Raw genomic sequence first — 16,408 nt, forward strand, 5'->3', positions numbered from 1 at the left:
GTGGTCATGATTGCTCCCGAAATATAAACTCAACCCTGCATTTAATAATCTCGGTCAAGATTTCATCTCTTTTCTTATTTAAAGCAAAACTACCATCTGCATTTTGTTTGTGCTTTTCGATATAACCTTGCTCTTGGTCAGCCACAATCACATGATTATGCTGAATACCATCCACCAGAACACGCACACCTTGGAACTTGCGCTGAAGCTCAGGATCAGATGTTAGGTCGTCAACAGTTACTCTCATAACTCCACATTCCTAAATGTCTGCTCATCCATTTCTCTCAATTCAGCAATAGTGAACTTTCTGCCTGAGAGTGGATCAACAAACTTATCTATTGAATACTTCCCGTCCTTATACAGTTTGTACCGAGCATCCCCCAGCACACTGCGCTGATGATCTGCATCTTGTCTGGCGAACCATTCTTTATAGCTGGTGTTTGCATCAACCTGACCAATGATTCCGTCTCGCTGATCTTTCGAAATATCCTTCACTCTTTTATCTGAGGCAACGAAAGGTCTTAACCCGGAAATATCACCATCCTTATCGCAACCAACCTGATTGGTACGGCATCGGAAATGATATGGAGTCGCCTGATGCCCAGCTCCAATCTTCTGCACTCGCCCATCACGCGACATACATACAGAAGTCGTCCTGAAATCGAGTGTGGCAATATCTTTGGTGTATTCAAAGCCTAGAGCTTGCCAAGTCTCTAGGTAAGTATTGGAGCTAATATGGGCGCGTGCAGTACGTACTTCTGCATCAATGATATTCCGGGTTTGATTGAGTAATCCGTCCTGATAATTGAGTGCCTTTCGCCCTTTTATCCGCTGAATGATCTGCTGGTTGGTTTGTCCATTTGCAATCCCATCACGTAAGACATACTCAACCTTTTTTCTTAAATCAGCCGCAATGCCAGGGAAAATATAGTCAAGTAAATGCCCACCTGCATAAGGTGTTTTTGAGGCTAATTTATAAAGCTTTTCACCATTAAGCTTTGGCGGTTTTTTTCCTGCCAGTCTATAAATATAGCTGGCTTCATAAGCTGCCAATGCTACAGCTGACACGACAAATACCTCTGGTAGTGACACCATTAAAGAATGCTGCCAAGTATCAAGAATACTTTGCACTTCCTTTAACTGAGGAGTCGTGTACTTTGCACCGGATAATGCTGTTAGTTCCGCTTCACTCAAGTCTTCAAGTAGGTTGCGTAACTGGTTCAGCATTTCTAATGAAAGGCCATCTAGTTGAGCCAGAATCTCATTAACCGCATGTGATGAAAGGCGCTGTAGGTAAGAGTTATGCTGGGTGAGAGCATCAACTATTGCTTGCTGGAGTTCCTGGTTGTTCATCATTTACTCCATTAAATGGCTGATACCCACTTAAAGGCATTTGGGTCAGTTCTGTTTCCACTCGCTTTAACTCATCCTTATACTCATGCTCTGGCAGATTACCCGTCGCAATGTATTCCCAATAAGTCTGGAATGAGTTTTTCCCGGCAATCGCGCCTTCATAAAGCTGTTTAGCCAATTCGATGTCATATGCCGTAGAGCTGAATTCTGGCTTTACACTGAATGTGTATTTTGATGGGTCCAGCTTTAACCACTGAGCCGCATACTTGATTGCCTGCTCAATTGCTTCGGCAGCACACATCACAATGCTGTGAAGACTTGCATGCTGGTCATCCTGCCTGGCTCGACGAGCTTCACCTGATTCCTGGGTATTAGTATCGATAACTTTGGCACCTGCTTCTAAAGCTGCATTTTTCTGTGCATCCATTTCGGATTTGGTTTTATCAATACCAACACCTTGAATCTCTAGGTATCCGCATTTCGCTTCTAGTGGAAGTAGCCATGCTGCCATTACACCCGTTACAGAAACATCGTCGTCATTGCCCAAGCCACTAATCCATGGTTGTGGATGAGCCGTGTGATGCAAAGACTGAAAGTAATCAGCTGATAACTGGTAATACTTCAATGCGGCCTTTGCCATAGTCAGTAGCGGTACAGTTCCTACACTTGGCGCATTGTCCGTCGTGCCACAAAATACGAATGGGGTGAAACTCAGACTATTACTGCCGAGTGTTGGGGTTTTATCCTGCTCAGCACTGCCATCAAATAAGCGAACATTCAAAGAACCATCTTTTAGACCTAAAACCCGGTGAACAGTCTTAGTGCTATGGCTAAATTCATCTTCACTATTCTCGAATTGTTCCTCGAGCACCACCAGATTTAAATCCCGACGCCCACCAACATTGTTTTCCTTCCAGTTAATAATGGATAGAGCGTTATAAAGCGCAAAATATGGCTTTCCATCACCATCCACATCAACTAAAAGACCACAACGACCATATTCGAGTAGCTCTAGCACAACCCGGATAAATAGTTGTTTTAAACCAAATCCATCATTGGTGGCGTTTTCGCTTAGCCCAGCCATTAGATTACTAGGCAAATTGATTTCAGGATTCAGTTTAGATACCAGCCCAATCATTGTCCGTAGTGAATCTTGCACCCATAAAGGATATTGCGCCCGGGAGACATAACCTTTATAGATCTCACCAGTTAGATCGCCCTGCTTTTCAGCTTCAACCATCCCTGCTGATTTAGGTAAATATTGAGTCGTTGCTGACTTAATGGATTCTTCGCCGGCTACAGCATCCTGCATTATTTGCCAGCTTTTCTTTGCAGCAATATACTGCGGATGTTGATCTGTAACAGCCATAAATACACCAATAAAAAAGCACCTCGAAAGGTGCAAAATATTTAAGCCATGCCGCGGATTCTTCGAACCCCTATAGCCTTTTTATTAATCGGGAATAGATAAGCAACTGGATATGTACCAGCATCATTCATGTGATCAAAGCCTGCTTTCTTGTCTGGTTGTCCGTTCTCGTCATAAATCTGACGTTCCTGACATTTCGCAAAATGTGGGCACTTGCATGTATTTACAAACAAACGTCTTTCACCCAATGTATTACAGAGCAATGAGTTCATAGAGTTAATACGATCTTTTACAGCCGGGTTTGATGCATTCACATACACCTTAAAGCCTGCCTTTTTCAGCATCGCAATATCGGTTTCACTGGCGTTATTGGATTTGCGGTTATCGCCTGAAGCATCTGGGTACACACCAATAGAGTGTTTTGGGTACCGCTCTTTAATCGCTTCAATCATTGCAGGCGTATCAAATAGATTCACAAGCTCATCTACTGCATGCATGGTGTCACCACGACGCACATAAACCACAGCGGCCATTTTGGTAACGTTAAAGTCCATGCCGATGTGAAGCGTGTCGCCATCTTGAACTGTTTCACTTGAGCTATTGAGTACCCGGTTAAAGCAGTAATAAATAACGCCCTGATAACTCTCAAAACTAGCTTCATATTCCTGACTGAATGTTTTCGGGTCCATCTTGCGCTTGGCAACAATGATTTCCGATTCAGGAATATTTCCGCCTTGCAATGATGTATATGAGAAGCTTCGACAATCAGGCTCATGACCCGGCTGACCATCCATGAAAGTGTCATAGCAATGGTTGAAGCCTTTCGGTGTACCAATCCTTAAAACATGACCACCAACACGCTGCTCACCATTCACGATGTACTTACAGGTTGAAAGCATTGGACGCAGCACTTCTTCCCATGCAGCCCATTTACAGTCCGCCCATTCATCAATAATCAGGAAAAATAAGCCAGATCCACGAAGGTCATCATAGTTATCCAGACCAACCACACGCATGACATGACCACTTTTTAAAGTGATCGTGCATTCAGTTTCGTTGGGCTTTCCTGCGCGCCACGATGGCGGAATCGCCTGTTTTAATCGTTTCCAGAAGACACGCTTGGCCTGCTTGAATGTAGGTGCTGCATACCAGATTTCATCTTCAACCGACACATTCCATTTAGCTGCCAGTCGTGCAGCTCGACGCATCTCAGCCTTGGCCAAGAATGTCTTGCCAAAACGTCGACCACATACAGCATCACGAAAACGCGCTTCTTTTTGCCAGCCCCATAAGTAGATATTGGCCTGCTTTGGTGTAAGAGTGACTGCACCTTCTGGTGGCTCAAAGAATTGGCTCATTTGGAATTTCCTCATCAGGGTTCAGGCTGATTTTGTAATCTTCCTCAGGAGGTCGAGTTGCAGGAGGTCTTACTTCTTTTTGCAGTTTCTCAAGCTCTAAACGCTTAATCTCAATTTCAATCTGTTCTTTTTCAGATAAGCCACTTGGACCAGCACTTTTACCTGACTGCAGTAATCCTTGCGCCTGTTTAAGCACGTTCTGACGCATGACTTTGTTTTTACCCCAATCGTCATACATCTTTTGGAGTTCTTTAAAGTGGAATGCTTTGTTGGCAATCGGAATGTCTTCGATGTTTTCTTTAAAATCCTTTCGAGTTCGCTCAAAAAGGTCTTTTAATTTCTTGCTTAAATTACGTCCTGAGTATTTTGTTGGATCGTATAACGCCACCTGTTGACGGCTAATTTCTATTTTAAATTCCTGCTTTACAGTGTCTGCTACCTGTTGAGGTGTTTCAAAGCAAGCAAGAGACTGAACTATAAAGATTTTTACAGGCTCTTTAAGTGCTGCCACAGCCACCTCTCCGTAAAGCTACGTAAAGCAAAGCAGGCAAAAAATTTAAGCCAACTTCAATAAACACGTACCACATGCATGAGCAATTTTTGCTTTGCCGATTGTTGGACCATCATTTGCAAGCTCCACCATTTTTTGAACGTCTGGTGATGCACCGTAACGCTGGACTACACCATGGAATTCTTCGACGTCATGACCGCGCAAGAACAGCCTAGGCTCACCCATTGATGTATATTCAAACTCACCATATTTGTCTTTCTTATGCCCAATGTGATAAAGCTCATGCTCTACCAATGCGCAGAAATCCACATCACTCATCACCTGGCATACACGCGCATCCAATGTGATGATGTATTTAGGCACATCACCAAACCAGTCAATCAATTGAAGCTCTTGCCGGTCTTTACGCCAACCACCCACATTAATCATCACTCGTTCAGTCTGACCCAATACACGACGGTCTTTAGCTTCGCACTTGGTATAGGCCCAAAGGAATGAAATCTCAGGAGGTTGAAAACTTAATAGATGCTCATGATCTGGATTGTGGAGTTTCCCCCATTCTTCAAGAAATGTCTCTCTAATCCACGGCCATAAATCATTGTTGGCTGGCTCGAAGTGAAGTAGACCACTAGTTTCAATAAATTCTTCATCCTCGACATCTGTATTTTGATTATCTTGGATTGGCGGGTATGGTCTTTTCATAATCTTCAGCCATTAAAAAAGCCACCTTGCGGCAGCTCTATTTTTAACCCCTGGCCTCTCGACCAAGCTCATCTTCAGGAACTCTATAACGCCAATATCGATCAGGCTTAACCCACACAACATTGTCTTCAGTCTTCTTTTTAAAGCCGCTATTGACGCTTAATTTAAGCACTAAATTACCATCTGCATTTTCCTTTAAAAAATCCATTTGGTTTTGCTTAACTAAAAAATCGACTACGTCTTCTTGATAGAGGCAGCCATCTTTTTCAAGATTGATCAGCATCCATTGGATTACTTGATCAAGCATCTTGGCTGGGCCTGGGTGTTGGCTCAGTTTGTTCTGAAATATCAACAAGACTTTCTTCAGGGAAATTGCCACTATCTAATTTTTTCCCCGCAAACCACAGGCAACTGTACTTCCCGCTAAAATACTCACGCCCACTATCGTATTCTTTTGACATGAGGATTCGATCAATCGACATATCAGGGCCACCAACGTTCAGTTTAACCTTATCGCCAATCCGGTATTTAGGTTTACGCTCTTCGCTCATATTTTTCTCTTAAAGTTTCATTTGAATTAGAACCTTAAGATGAAGAATATTTACACAAGAGTCAATCCTCATAACACCACTTCAAATCATCCGGCACACTCAAATGCACATGCAGCTGAGTCACAGCAAAGTCATGCACATAATTCAAATACTCGGTCATTTGCTTAACTGTCGCCTTGGTTGTACTGCAAAGCCTGATGACCTGTTCACCGATAGCCTTATACTCATCTGGTTCGGTTTGCTTTACCTTAGCAATGGCATGACACATTTCACCAAACTGCTGGTCATCTCGACGATAGATATAAATCAGAAACTTCTTCTTGAACTCGTAATGGAGTGAATCTTCGTCCTGACCAGTCTTTCTTCTAATCTCACCGATCCACTTCCAGTAAAGTCTGTTCTGTGCTGCTGAACGCTCATCTGGTGTTTGATTAATCCTCACCACCAACGGCTTACCCTCACCAATCGCCTGGTTGTAATGGGTATGCATGTAGTTAATGGCTTTGGTGATGTCTGCATGACTCTGGATAGGAAACACGGCTTTTTGCATTTCCTGCTCCCAATAAAAAACCACCGCAATGGGTGGTTATATTTCCATTAATGACAGTATCGATCCCAATCTTCTTGCAACTTAAGTTTTTGCTGCTCCGATAACCGCCCTAGCGCATAAATTACGTAAGTGTTTTGACCTTCATCCACGGAGAATTGTCTATAAAACTTACCTGAATTACTCTCTATATATTCGCTAGGTGAGTAGTGGTTTGGGAAAGGTACTTTAGTGAAATCAAATTCACCATAATCATCTTCTATTGCTTTGAAGTGAACAATAACTTGCATGTCAAATCCATTTGAAAAATTGAAGACTATAATTTACGTCAAATAGATAGTTGAATCCAAATTAAATCAAAAAACTTCTTTATCTTCCATCACCAACATCCGCTCAACTCTCACCAACCACTGATCAAACATTGCTTCACTCTCTACCCGATTGCCCAATTGAAAGGTATCAAACTGGAAATGACATGAATGGCATAGTGGCACGGTGAATAGGTCAGAACTTTTAATCCCTCTACCCTTGCCATGCTTGGCGCTATTTGAATGAGCAGCTTGACTATGTGGATTACCGCATCGAATGCATGGCAGCTTTCTGATTGCTGCGAGTCTTTTGGGGTTCCGCATTTAATTGTTCTTCTATGCCGTGGATCTGCTTATTTACTTTGCGAAGTTCAGCACCGCACATTTCTTTAAATGCATAGCTTGAATACAAATGGTTGTAATTCATTAATCGACTGCGGTTTCTTTCGAGTACTTCTAAATTTCGTTTTGCTTCTATGATGTCCATACACCACCAATAAGAAAAGAAAAACCCCTCAACATCTAGAATGCGAGGGGTTTTGATTGCCGTAATACGTTCGGCGAATTCGCTATATAACAAACAAAAGGGATTTTTTAATGAAACTTCGCTATATGGCTAATCTATTTTAACTTTTCCACACTTTCGACATTCAGCCTGATTAAAGATATCAGACTCGTAATCGTAGTGATGAAAGCAGAATAAGCGTTTTAGGAATTGGAGCATCTGGATCTCCTGGCAATAAAAAACCCCAACTCAGGGGTTTAGTTTTAAAAGTCTATTAATAATCTATAGCTATAAAAGAACCTTTAGTGGTAATACTGTTGTTAGAAAATTCGCTTTTACCAACCTCAAGTTTTTCTTTAGTGCCCTTTATATTAATACCCAATAATGTGAAGTCTAAAAATGTAACCTCAGCTTCTGCTTTTTTATAAACAATTTCCAATATTTTTTCTTTTTGAAGAAAAAGAGAGAAAATACCTTCGTGAGCCAGAACTCTGAAATTTTTATGGTTTGGTACGGAGGCTATAATTAAAGGTAATTCACCGTTATGGGATTGTGGGAGATTCAACCAAATCTGAGGAGTTTCACCCTTACCAATTAAAAATACCACCCTATTTTTAGCAGTTATTATTAACCCATTATTGGTTAATTTATTACTACATAAGACAAGGTCTTTATATGGCTTGTAACTTTTTGGTAAGTCGATATTAAACATAATTTAACCTTCCCACTAACTACTTCTTGCAATGATCACTAAAATATTTTTCTATAGCTTTCATTATCTTAGAACGTTCATTTGGTAGGTATTCTCCAAGAAGATAAAGCACTAGGCTTATTAACAATCCAACGGCTATTGTAATCCATTCGGAATTTTGTACCGCACTAGCATTTTTATTGACAAAATAATCTGTTATGTTTTTAAAAATATTGAGAACATAGCCTATCACCCCACCAAGAATATATCCTGACAGTGTTTTAAGCTTAGATTCCTTCATTTTTAATCTTAGAAAATCAGCTTCCTTTAAAGGATAAACCGCTTGCAGTGACTCTAAGTTTCCGCCACTTACAATCCCCTTATCAACCTTAATTGTTTTGCTAATTTCCTGACTTACATAATTATCAGACACTTATCTTGTCCAGAAAAACAAGTCTGCCAATTCTATAGTATTTCTCAGATTAATCACTAAATATATTAAAATTTTATGCGCACATTGGTATAGAAAACCCATGCTCTTTCCAGTTGAGCTAATGGCGCTTTATTTTAGACAACAAAAAAGCCCACCATTTGGCGAGCTTTTAAATCAATCTAGTGCTTTAACGTACACTTCGATCACTATAACAGAAATATGCCATATCCCGTGCGCACGGTCAATAACTATTCAATCTATTTTCAACCGTTTATCATGGCCACATAAATAAAACTTGCCGCAGTAAATCATGCTCTTGATTGAGGTTCTGCCCAAAGTAAATTCACGCACCATTTGATCGAGTGACATCCCTCTCACATTCTTCTCAATGAACAACTGCACCGCACGCTTACCAGACTCACAAACCATCGTCGACTTATTGAAATCAACAATCAATTTCCGCACCTGCTCAGCCTCAAAATCATTAATCTGGCAAATGATCTGATCCTTGCGTGGTGCTGCCCCTTTGTTATTTTCAAGAATCAGCCAGTATATTTGATTGACCCCAAGTGAGTCCGGCTCATGTCCTGACTTCATACGTGAAATCTGGATGTATGCCCCATACTGCTTAAGCCAATCTTCAATACTAAAACGATCCCAATTCATCACTTCCGCCTTAACCATCGCATTCATCCCTATTTCCCTCAAACCTTTAACTTTTCAACTTGAATAATCAGCTTCCCGCCTTTTTCTGATGGCAACCGCTTCACGAGCAATTCATCCACTTGGGAATCATCCAGAATCAACCCACCTTTCGACAAAGCATCAAAGCAAGGCTTAACGATGTTATCGATGTCACGTATTTTCGCATCAGGTGGCGCGTATTCGATCTTTACGCGAACTCTGCCCTGATACCCTGCTGGCTCAATAAAACGCTTCATAACGTCAATAAAATGGATTGCACGCTTACTTAATCGATTGGTCTTGTTGGCCCCACGAATCCAATAGTGATTCACCGAAGGAGGTGTGATTAAAACTTCACACCAGAGCAATTCATCATTCATCACACCAAATCCTTTCCCTTCGACCAGATGAGCCGGAATCTTTGGCATTGGATCTGGATTGGATTTCTTTTTCCCCGACTTAGTTGTTACACCAAATCGAGGGCCAATACCGGCTTTTCGTGCCTGTGCTGCGGTGATTCGAAGATTAGTCATTGGCACCTCGCCACATCATCACAGCAAAGCAGGCCATGAGAATAAGCATCAACACGCCCAATGTTGTTGTTTTGAACTCCGCAAAAAGAATCACATTACAGAGCAGAAGTACCGCTACTTCTTGTTGGAATTTACTCATGCTCACCTCGCAGGGCTTCTAAATTCTCAATTTGAGCCTCGATAACATCCGCAAACTCACTATCGTCAGACCACAAATCAAATTCATTTCTTATGCTGGTGGTAAGTTTCTTGTATTCATCAATCCGCTTTTGCTGATCCTCAACTTCCTTCTTCACCTGGATATAACAAGCCTCCATGTTATTCAGCTGCTCTTTCAGGCTTTCAATCTGCTTCTCATACTTCCGCAGGTCGGCATCTTGGAGTTTGATTACTTCATCCATTTCTTGGGTTTTTGAATGCTCCTCCTGGAACATCCACCATGCAGCAGTGAGCAGCTCAGCTTCTTTATTTCGCCATTTTTCTGTGGCCACATAGCAATTCAAAGATTCATCAAACTTCAGAAGTGTTGAGCAGAAATATTTAAACGTTCTTGTTTTCTCGAACTCTTGTACTAATTCATTCATCCCAACCACTCCAATCACCCCGAATCAAATCTTCAAGCTGCTTACTTTCTTCATCTGCCGCCTGGTGCATCATTTCAAATTGCTGCTGAAGTAATTCCTTTTCCTGTAGATCAGTCGTCCGGTTGATCTGGTCTCTTAATTCTGTGAATCCTGTCATGCTGCTCTCCCTAGTGCATCAACCCATTTATCTAATTCAATCTGAGCAAACTGTTTAATTTCACGATCCTTGCTATGGCTTAAATGAGCCGCTTTAATGATGATTTGCTCAATCTTTTTCTGATTGCTTTTCTCATCCAGCTCAATAATTGAGATGCCATAACTAATTGCATTCCACTGGCTTTCCGAGATCCCTTTGTCCATCAATGAGACTTTGCTAACAAACTGCCGTGAGCAATTTAAAACTTTGGCTAGAGCACTGGTCCGACCCACTCCCATCTCAAGCCAAGCACGTATTTTTTTATTTCTGCTCATCCCTGTACTCCAAATAACTGCTTGGTCTTTTCTGTAGCCACATACAACCTGGTGCAGTGATTACATCTAAAAGCCAAGTAGCCCGCCTGAACTAGACCGCGCAATTTTTGATTTAAAGAAGATCTAGTTTTGTCACATACATGCTCTTCAAGCTCAGCTGACGTGACCTCATGTTTAGAAAAGGCCACATACACTGGGATGTCTTTGATTTCTTCGAAGCGCTGGATACTTGGTATGTTCACGCTGCACCTCCGAATAAATCACCCTGTTTTTCTGCTTGAGGATTAATCCAAAGTATTTCCTCACGTGTAACACCACCATAGGCACCTGAAGCCTGTGTGAACTTGGTGAGTTTTCTCCAGTTTCTTAATTTCGTGTCATACAGCTCACTCTGGTACCCGCATAAAATCACCTTGCCCTTTAATGAGAGAATGAGATCCAATAGCTGAATATGCTGCTCATCTGTTAAATCATGGCGATATGCCTTGGTACCAGAATCACGAGTACTACAGAGGTATGGTGGATCTATAAAAAATAGGGTTTCTGTTGAGTCGTATTGCTGGATAATTCGCAATGCATCATCATTTTCGATATATACAGATTTAAGTCTTTTAGCTGCCTGAATAAGTCTTAATGGATATTCATCCCAAAGCTTGGACTCATACGGTTTATCTCTGCCGCCAGTTGCCCTAAAGCCCGTTTTACCCTTAGTGGCTCCCGCAGATCCAAAGCCCATCTGTGCACGAATTACTAATCTTCTAGCTTTTTCAATTTCACATTCAGTGTGGCCATAAGCATCAACAAATTCATTCCTTGCATATGGGGTTAATTCAAGTTGCTCAATTAACTTCATTCGCTTTGATTCACACCGAAGCACCTTAAAGAAATTCACCACTTCAGAATCAAGGTCGTTATAAATCTCGGTACCACTCGGCATTTTGCTAAGCAAGATTGAAGCACCACCACCAAAAGGCTCTACATAGGTTTCATGTTTAGGAAAGTGGCTAATAATCCAATCAGCTAAACGAAACTTTCCACCGTGGTACCGGATAAGAGGATGATTCATTTTCACACCCCACCCCCTGCGCTTTCCTCTACTCGTACCGATGCAAAGCGACAAATATCCAAACGATCCATCACTCGAACTACGCCTTTTTTGCCATGACGGTTTTTAGCGATAATAATTTCTGTAATACCACTCGGCATTTCGTCATCACTGTTTACGATTGGATGGGCCAATAAAATCTGATCCGCGTCCTGCTCAATCTGGCCAGACTCTTTCAGGTCAGATGCTTTCGGACGTTTACCTTTTTCAGATTCACGGTTGAGCTGTGCCAGTGCGATTACAGGGCAATCAAATTCCTTCGCCATGGCCTTTAAATCACGACTGATTGAACTCACTTCCTGATAGCGGTCTTTCTTCGTCGGATCACGTACAAGTTGCAGGTAATCGACAATGATGCAGCCCAATTTTTTATAGTTGCGCTTGGCCTTACGTGCATAAGAATGAATCTCTGCAATAGTTGGCTTCTGCTTATCTTCGATGTGAATTGGCAGCTTGCTAAAACGATCCTGAGCGCCTGCAAATTCCATCATCATGCCGTCGTACAGGTCAGCATTGTGGATGTTGTTGTATGGAATCTGAGTGAGTGCTGAGATACAACGATTCGTGAATGTCTCTACATCCATCTCGGCAGATACAACCAGTACCGCTTCCTTGAACTGCATAGCGGTTTGAATCGCCACCATTTGCGCTAGAGTGGACTTTCCTGATCCAGGTCTACCACCAATCACACAAAAATGGCCGCGCTGAATGGTGCCCACTACGTTGTCCAAATGAGGCAGATTAAACTTAACCCCTGTGTACTGCTTATTGGCTTTTGCTTCTGCCTTCTGAATGAGTTGCTCACCAGAGCGTTTTAATGCTTCAGCAAACGTAAAACTAGACTTCTCCAATTTCTCATTGGTGGTCGCCTTGTTCAGGATATTTTCAGCAGCGTTATGCACATCAGGTACGGTTAAGTCTCTTGCCACTTCCTGAATGCTTCGGCCCATCTTTTCAACTTCACGATGCGCTTTCAGCTTGTTGAGTTCAGCAACATAAGATTCCAGGTTGTAGAAACTCGACGGTGCATCTGCCATCAGTGTCATCAGGTATTCAGATGGGCTTACACCAACCAGTGAGTTTTTCTCATTCAGTTTCTGTTCAACGAAAACCACGTCGTACGGTTTGTTTTCATTGGCAAGGTCGGTAATGGCCTTGTAGATCTCCTGGTGACGAGTTGCGAAGAAGCAGTTTTCATCCAGATCGCTCATCACGGTTTCAAGTGAGTTTTGAACGGTCATCAGTGCAGCAAGTACGCATTGCTCGATGGAGTTGTTATGAATATCGATCATTACCAATCCCCCATGTCGGCTTGATAGTTTTGAGGGTTTACTGGTTGAGAAAGAAGTGGATTTCCATACTCAGGATTTTGTTTTTTGTACTGAACAAACTTGTCGATAATCCACGCTGTGAATTTATGGAGTTTTTGAGATTCAGATAAAACTCGACCATCAAAATGAGAATTAAATGAACTCAGTTCAAATTCGAAATTTGGTAATTCAAAAATTGATTTTAGGTTTTGTTCATGTCCTGCAATTTTGATTTTATCGGCAAGTATTTTTTGATTAGGAATCCAGTCGTGTTCACAAACAAGATTCATTGAAAGATTCATTGGGAGATTCCCTATCCCAAATTTGGGTTCGTTACCGATACCGTTTTTGGGTTCGTTACCCTCCAAAATTGGGTTCGTTTGACCGTCTTTAACTGACCCATTATTGGTATCGTTCCCAATTTCGGTATTGTTCCGTTTTTGGGTTTGTTTAACTGTACCAATATTGGGTCTGTTATCTTCACGTGAACTAACTCCAATTAGCTGTAAAACTCGAACTTGTTTTGTGTGACCTTTACGCTCACCAGTGTCCGAAACAAGACCCAATTCAATAAGCTCGTTGACAACTTTTTGAACCGTTTTAATGTTCAAAACAGTATCTTCAGCAATACGTTTATTGCTTGGATAGCACTTATGATCCTCACCAGCCCGATCAGCAAGTGAAAGTAAGATGAGTCTTTGAGGTGAGCTTTTGACTGGCGCACTCCATGCCCAATTTGTTGCGTCAATACTCATAACATCACCTGCATTGCGAATTTGCATAATTCATTTTTCGCTTTGGCTACAGCCTGAGAATTGGCAATTGTTTTTTCAGCCATGTATCGTTCGACTGCTTTTTGAAACAAGTAAATCTTTCTATTTACTTCAATTTCGGTTAAAATTTGATTGTTCATAATGGGTTCCAACCTTTTGAATATTAAAAGCCTGACAGCGCACGTCAGGCTTTTTCTTTGCCTAAATCCCCGTGAATCCCTTCCAATCCCTCTCCAAAGCTAACGTCTGTAGACAGATCCCTTACTAAAGCTCCTAATCCCAAGCGCTCGAATGATTTTGCTTGTAAATTAAGTACATGCCACTCACCGACGATTTCCTTCTCTAGGAGATACGCCAGGTATTGAGCAAGGTCTTTACCCTTAATTTCGGCAAGTAGTTTTGCCCGCTCATGGATTTCAGGAGACAAGCGAACATGTGTAGATTTCTTTTCAAGACTCATAAATTCACCTATGCAACTTCTTTACTGTGTTTGATTGGCTGCTTGCCAGCAGCTAAATCTCGAATTTGGTATTCACGTGCTAATGGGATTTTGTTGTTAGGCCACTGGTAAACAGCAGAAGGTTCAATTCCTAGCAAGCCGGCTAGTTCAACGCCATTAACCCCAAGCAACTTGTATGCTTCTTGTTTGGTCATTGGTATTTACTCAATAAAGTAAGATTTCTTAGTATTTAATCAAAGAAAACTTATAAAAGCAATATGTAAGATTACTTATATGGAAAAAACAACTATTGGTCAGCGCATACGTGCGCTTAGACGTTCGAAAAAATTAACTCAAGTGCAATTAGCAAAGATTGCTGGAGTGAGTTCGCCCGCTGTAACTGAGTGGGAAAAAGATAGTTATTTGCCCAAAGCGGGATCATTAGAAGCAATGGCAAATCATTTTGGGGTAACGGCTGAATACATACTGACTGGCAAAGGTAATCCTAGCGCCACGCAAAAAGAGCAGTCCAATGTGGTTCCTGTGGCACCACGCATGGCCCCTGTCTTGTCATGGGTTCAGGCAGGTACGATGACCAATGTCGAATCTGTTGACATGTCCCAGGTGGAAGAGTGGCTGCCAATTCCAGATGGTGATTGTGAAAAATGCTTTTACCTGAAAGTTCAAGGCTTGAGTAACTACCCGGAATTCCATGAAGGTGATTACATTCTTGTAGATCCGACCCTGCCATTTGGCGACATGAACTCAGGCGACATTATTGTTGTTAGAAAGTTTGATGATGCAACTTTTAAGCGCCTGGTGATTGAGCCAGATGGCAGTAAATACCTTCAGGCAATCAACCCTGAATTTAAACCAAATATCATTCCGCTTGATGAAAATTGTGAATTTGTTGGTGAGGTGGTGGATTGTATTCGCTACGTTTATCGAGCTAAGAAAAAACCACGTAAAGGTTGAGAGCTCTAACTTTCTCAATTCTCATATTGTGAATATTTTTTATTTTGGGGTGCTTATGACAAAAAAACTATTGAAATATATTGCGCTATTGGCAATTGGGTTTATTGGTGGGTGCCTCTCACCTATGTTTTTATCACTATTCTCCCCGAATGTTGCTTCACTTGATCAAGCATATTCTATAGCGAATACATATATTGTTTTTACTACCATTTTCTTTGTAGGTATTACAGTATTACTGGCTCTTGGTAGTTATGTGATAAGCCAACAATTGGCTACAACACGAGAGCAGCTTGAAACTCAAGCCCATAAAGATTTAATGAAACGTATTAAATATAGTGAGTCAATTGCTACAGATATTGTTAAAAGCCTTGCTGAAAATGGTGATTTTAAAAACCAAATAACCCAAAATATTAAAGAGCATACTCATAGAATCCTAGCTGATGCGGCGCAGGAAAGTAACAACAAGGTTATAGAGGAGCAATCCAAAACTGTTAAACTTAAAGGCATGCTTGATGGTCTGGGTAAAAGGGAGGAATCGTGAGAAATTATACAAATTACGATATAGCTAATAAGGCATACTCTTATCTTCCTGATGGTGCACAAACCAAACCTCCAATTGATATTGAAGATATTATTATCTCTAATGGTATTAAAATTCGTGAAGATGGGTCTTTAAGTGATGGTGTGATTGGTAAAATCACATTCGAAGAAAGCAAGGCTATTATCTCTATTAATCCACGAGAAAATACATACAAGTCACGCAGAAGATTTACACTTGCTCATGAATTCGCTCATTTTGTGCTTCATTCTAATGAAGGCCAGCGTGAATTTATTGATATGAGTGACACTATGTATCGGTCTGATGCATCAAATGATTATGAGGTTGAGGCCAACCATTTCGCAGCATGTATATTGATGCCGGAAGGTTCGCTTATAGATTATGCAGAAAATTTGGTTGGATATTTCAAAGAAAATCCATTGGAATTTTCTGAGGACGAATTTGTTAGGAGGCTGGCATTTACATTTAATGTTTCTATCCAATCAATGCGTTTTAGATTAACGAATATGGGCATATTGAAGTAACTATGTCATAGGCAATAACAAGAAAACCCACCCCAGAGGTGGGTTTTCTTTTTTCTATTAAAACATAGAAAATAAGTTTTCTAAAAATAAAACTAACATTTCTTATATTTATGCTTGACACTA

The 16,408-nt window shown here is 41.2% G+C and carries 29 protein-coding genes; 3 read left to right on the plus strand and 26 right to left on the minus strand.

Translation table 11 applies throughout. The features are described 5' to 3' along the window. Positions 1–4: 4 nt before the first annotated feature. From ACWM1W_RS10240 to ACWM1W_RS10365, 26 genes are all read right to left on the minus strand, one after another. Positions 5–247: a hypothetical protein gene (locus ACWM1W_RS10240; protein ID WP_461603225.1), complete on the minus strand. Its 243-nt coding sequence runs from the start codon at positions 245–247 to the stop codon at positions 5–7. Then, a complete protein-coding gene (locus ACWM1W_RS10245; RefSeq protein WP_461603226.1) occupies positions 244–1,353 on the minus strand; it encodes a phage head morphogenesis protein in 1,110 nt (369 codons plus the stop codon). The genes ACWM1W_RS10240 and ACWM1W_RS10245 overlap by 4 nt, the downstream gene beginning before the upstream one ends. Then, the gene (locus ACWM1W_RS10250; protein WP_461603227.1) at positions 1,319–2,722 is read right to left on the minus strand and encodes a DUF4055 domain-containing protein; all 1,404 of its coding nucleotides are present in this window, start codon (positions 2,720–2,722) and stop codon (positions 1,319–1,321) included. Before ACWM1W_RS10250 ends, ACWM1W_RS10245 begins: the two co-directional genes overlap by 35 nt. 41 nt (positions 2,723–2,763) lie before the next feature. Beyond that, complete coding sequence (locus ACWM1W_RS10255; protein WP_461603228.1) at positions 2,764–4,080, minus strand: phage terminase large subunit family protein; 1,317 nt, start codon at positions 4,078–4,080, stop codon at positions 2,764–2,766. Beyond that, on the minus strand, positions 4,064–4,591 hold the full coding sequence (locus tag ACWM1W_RS10260; RefSeq protein ID WP_461603229.1) for a DUF2280 domain-containing protein: 528 nt from the start codon (positions 4,589–4,591) through the stop codon (positions 4,064–4,066). Before ACWM1W_RS10260 ends, ACWM1W_RS10255 begins: the two co-directional genes overlap by 17 nt. 45 nt (positions 4,592–4,636) lie before the next feature. Continuing rightward, on the minus strand, positions 4,637–5,293 hold the full coding sequence (locus tag ACWM1W_RS10265) for a putative metallopeptidase (protein ID WP_461603230.1): 657 nt from the start codon (positions 5,291–5,293) through the stop codon (positions 4,637–4,639). A 43-nt stretch (positions 5,294–5,336) separates the two neighbouring features. Further along, entirely contained in the window at positions 5,337–5,600 is a 264-nt protein-coding gene (locus ACWM1W_RS10270) for a DUF6953 family protein (protein WP_180039332.1), read from the minus strand. Next, on the minus strand, positions 5,593–5,844 hold the full coding sequence (locus tag ACWM1W_RS10275) for a YodC family protein (RefSeq protein WP_180039333.1): 252 nt from the start codon (positions 5,842–5,844) through the stop codon (positions 5,593–5,595). Before ACWM1W_RS10275 ends, ACWM1W_RS10270 begins: the two co-directional genes overlap by 8 nt. Positions 5,845–5,905: 61 nt before the next feature. Continuing rightward, on the minus strand, positions 5,906–6,394 hold the full coding sequence (locus ACWM1W_RS10280; protein ID WP_461603231.1) for a recombination protein NinB: 489 nt from the start codon (positions 6,392–6,394) through the stop codon (positions 5,906–5,908). A 47-nt stretch (positions 6,395–6,441) separates the two neighbouring features. Beyond that, entirely contained in the window at positions 6,442–6,681 is a 240-nt protein-coding gene (locus ACWM1W_RS10285) for a DEAD/DEAH box helicase family protein (protein WP_180104775.1), read from the minus strand. Between the two features lie 66 nt (positions 6,682–6,747). Then, entirely contained in the window at positions 6,748–7,023 is a 276-nt protein-coding gene (locus ACWM1W_RS10290) for a DUF968 domain-containing protein (protein WP_461603232.1), read from the minus strand. Continuing rightward, on the minus strand, positions 6,965–7,186 hold the full coding sequence (locus ACWM1W_RS10295) for a hypothetical protein (protein ID WP_461603233.1): 222 nt from the start codon (positions 7,184–7,186) through the stop codon (positions 6,965–6,967). Before ACWM1W_RS10295 ends, ACWM1W_RS10290 begins: the two co-directional genes overlap by 59 nt. 292 nt (positions 7,187–7,478) lie before the next feature. Next, complete coding sequence (locus ACWM1W_RS10300; RefSeq protein WP_461603234.1) at positions 7,479–7,916, minus strand: hypothetical protein; 438 nt, start codon at positions 7,914–7,916, stop codon at positions 7,479–7,481. Between the two features lie 19 nt (positions 7,917–7,935). Next, the gene (locus ACWM1W_RS10305) at positions 7,936–8,328 is read right to left on the minus strand and encodes a hypothetical protein (protein ID WP_461603235.1); all 393 of its coding nucleotides are present in this window, start codon (positions 8,326–8,328) and stop codon (positions 7,936–7,938) included. A gap of 252 nt (positions 8,329–8,580) precedes the next feature. Beyond that, positions 8,581–9,021, minus strand: a complete 441-nt coding sequence (locus tag ACWM1W_RS10310) for a hypothetical protein (RefSeq protein WP_461603236.1) — start codon at positions 9,019–9,021, stop codon at positions 8,581–8,583. An 11-nt stretch (positions 9,022–9,032) separates the two neighbouring features. Next, a complete protein-coding gene (locus ACWM1W_RS10315; RefSeq protein WP_461603237.1) occupies positions 9,033–9,545 on the minus strand; it encodes a RusA family crossover junction endodeoxyribonuclease in 513 nt (170 codons plus the stop codon). Next, complete coding sequence (locus ACWM1W_RS10320) at positions 9,538–9,684, minus strand: hypothetical protein (protein WP_461603238.1); 147 nt, start codon at positions 9,682–9,684, stop codon at positions 9,538–9,540. Before ACWM1W_RS10320 ends, ACWM1W_RS10315 begins: the two co-directional genes overlap by 8 nt. After that, a complete protein-coding gene (locus ACWM1W_RS10325) occupies positions 9,677–10,129 on the minus strand; it encodes a hypothetical protein (RefSeq protein ID WP_461603239.1) in 453 nt (150 codons plus the stop codon). The genes ACWM1W_RS10320 and ACWM1W_RS10325 overlap by 8 nt, the downstream gene beginning before the upstream one ends. Beyond that, a complete protein-coding gene (locus ACWM1W_RS10330) occupies positions 10,122–10,286 on the minus strand; it encodes a hypothetical protein (protein WP_461603240.1) in 165 nt (54 codons plus the stop codon). Before ACWM1W_RS10330 ends, ACWM1W_RS10325 begins: the two co-directional genes overlap by 8 nt. After that, complete coding sequence (locus ACWM1W_RS10335) at positions 10,283–10,600, minus strand: hypothetical protein (protein ID WP_461603241.1); 318 nt, start codon at positions 10,598–10,600, stop codon at positions 10,283–10,285. The genes ACWM1W_RS10330 and ACWM1W_RS10335 overlap by 4 nt, the downstream gene beginning before the upstream one ends. 238 nt (positions 10,601–10,838) lie before the next feature. Continuing rightward, positions 10,839–11,666: a DNA adenine methylase gene (locus tag ACWM1W_RS10340; protein WP_461603242.1), complete on the minus strand. Its 828-nt coding sequence runs from the start codon at positions 11,664–11,666 to the stop codon at positions 10,839–10,841. Between the two features lie 2 nt (positions 11,667–11,668). Beyond that, positions 11,669–12,997 carry a replicative DNA helicase gene (locus ACWM1W_RS10345; RefSeq protein WP_461603243.1) on the minus strand — a complete coding sequence of 443 codons (1,329 nt, stop codon included), beginning with the start codon at positions 12,995–12,997 and terminating at the stop codon, positions 11,669–11,671. Then, the gene (locus tag ACWM1W_RS10350; RefSeq protein WP_461603244.1) at positions 12,997–13,770 is read right to left on the minus strand and encodes a helix-turn-helix domain-containing protein; all 774 of its coding nucleotides are present in this window, start codon (positions 13,768–13,770) and stop codon (positions 12,997–12,999) included. The genes ACWM1W_RS10345 and ACWM1W_RS10350 overlap by 1 nt, the downstream gene beginning before the upstream one ends. Continuing rightward, on the minus strand, positions 13,767–13,928 hold the full coding sequence (locus tag ACWM1W_RS10355) for a hypothetical protein (protein WP_171069900.1): 162 nt from the start codon (positions 13,926–13,928) through the stop codon (positions 13,767–13,769). Before ACWM1W_RS10355 ends, ACWM1W_RS10350 begins: the two co-directional genes overlap by 4 nt. A 44-nt stretch (positions 13,929–13,972) precedes the next feature. Next, positions 13,973–14,248, minus strand: a complete 276-nt coding sequence (locus ACWM1W_RS10360; protein WP_347460648.1) for a type II toxin-antitoxin system HicB family antitoxin — start codon at positions 14,246–14,248, stop codon at positions 13,973–13,975. An 8-nt stretch (positions 14,249–14,256) separates the two neighbouring features. Continuing rightward, the gene (locus ACWM1W_RS10365) at positions 14,257–14,442 is read right to left on the minus strand and encodes a Cro/CI family transcriptional regulator (RefSeq protein WP_005103769.1); all 186 of its coding nucleotides are present in this window, start codon (positions 14,440–14,442) and stop codon (positions 14,257–14,259) included. Positions 14,443–14,521: 79 nt separating this feature from the next. Between ACWM1W_RS10365 and ACWM1W_RS10370 the strand changes: the two genes are divergently transcribed. The 3 genes from ACWM1W_RS10370 to ACWM1W_RS10380 are packed head-to-tail and all read left to right on the plus strand — an operon-like array spanning position 14,522 to position 16,285. Further along, positions 14,522–15,202: a LexA family protein gene (locus tag ACWM1W_RS10370; protein ID WP_461603245.1), complete on the plus strand. Its 681-nt coding sequence runs from the start codon at positions 14,522–14,524 to the stop codon at positions 15,200–15,202. A gap of 55 nt (positions 15,203–15,257) precedes the next feature. Further along, positions 15,258–15,743 carry a hypothetical protein gene (locus ACWM1W_RS10375; RefSeq protein WP_461603246.1) on the plus strand — a complete coding sequence of 162 codons (486 nt, stop codon included), beginning with the start codon at positions 15,258–15,260 and terminating at the stop codon, positions 15,741–15,743. Continuing rightward, a complete protein-coding gene (locus ACWM1W_RS10380; RefSeq protein ID WP_461603247.1) occupies positions 15,740–16,285 on the plus strand; it encodes an ImmA/IrrE family metallo-endopeptidase in 546 nt (181 codons plus the stop codon). Before ACWM1W_RS10375 ends, ACWM1W_RS10380 begins: the two co-directional genes overlap by 4 nt. The last annotated feature ends 123 nt before the right edge of the window (positions 16,286–16,408 follow it).

It is taken from the genome of Acinetobacter sp. TW_SC_4 (assembly GCF_054861205.1).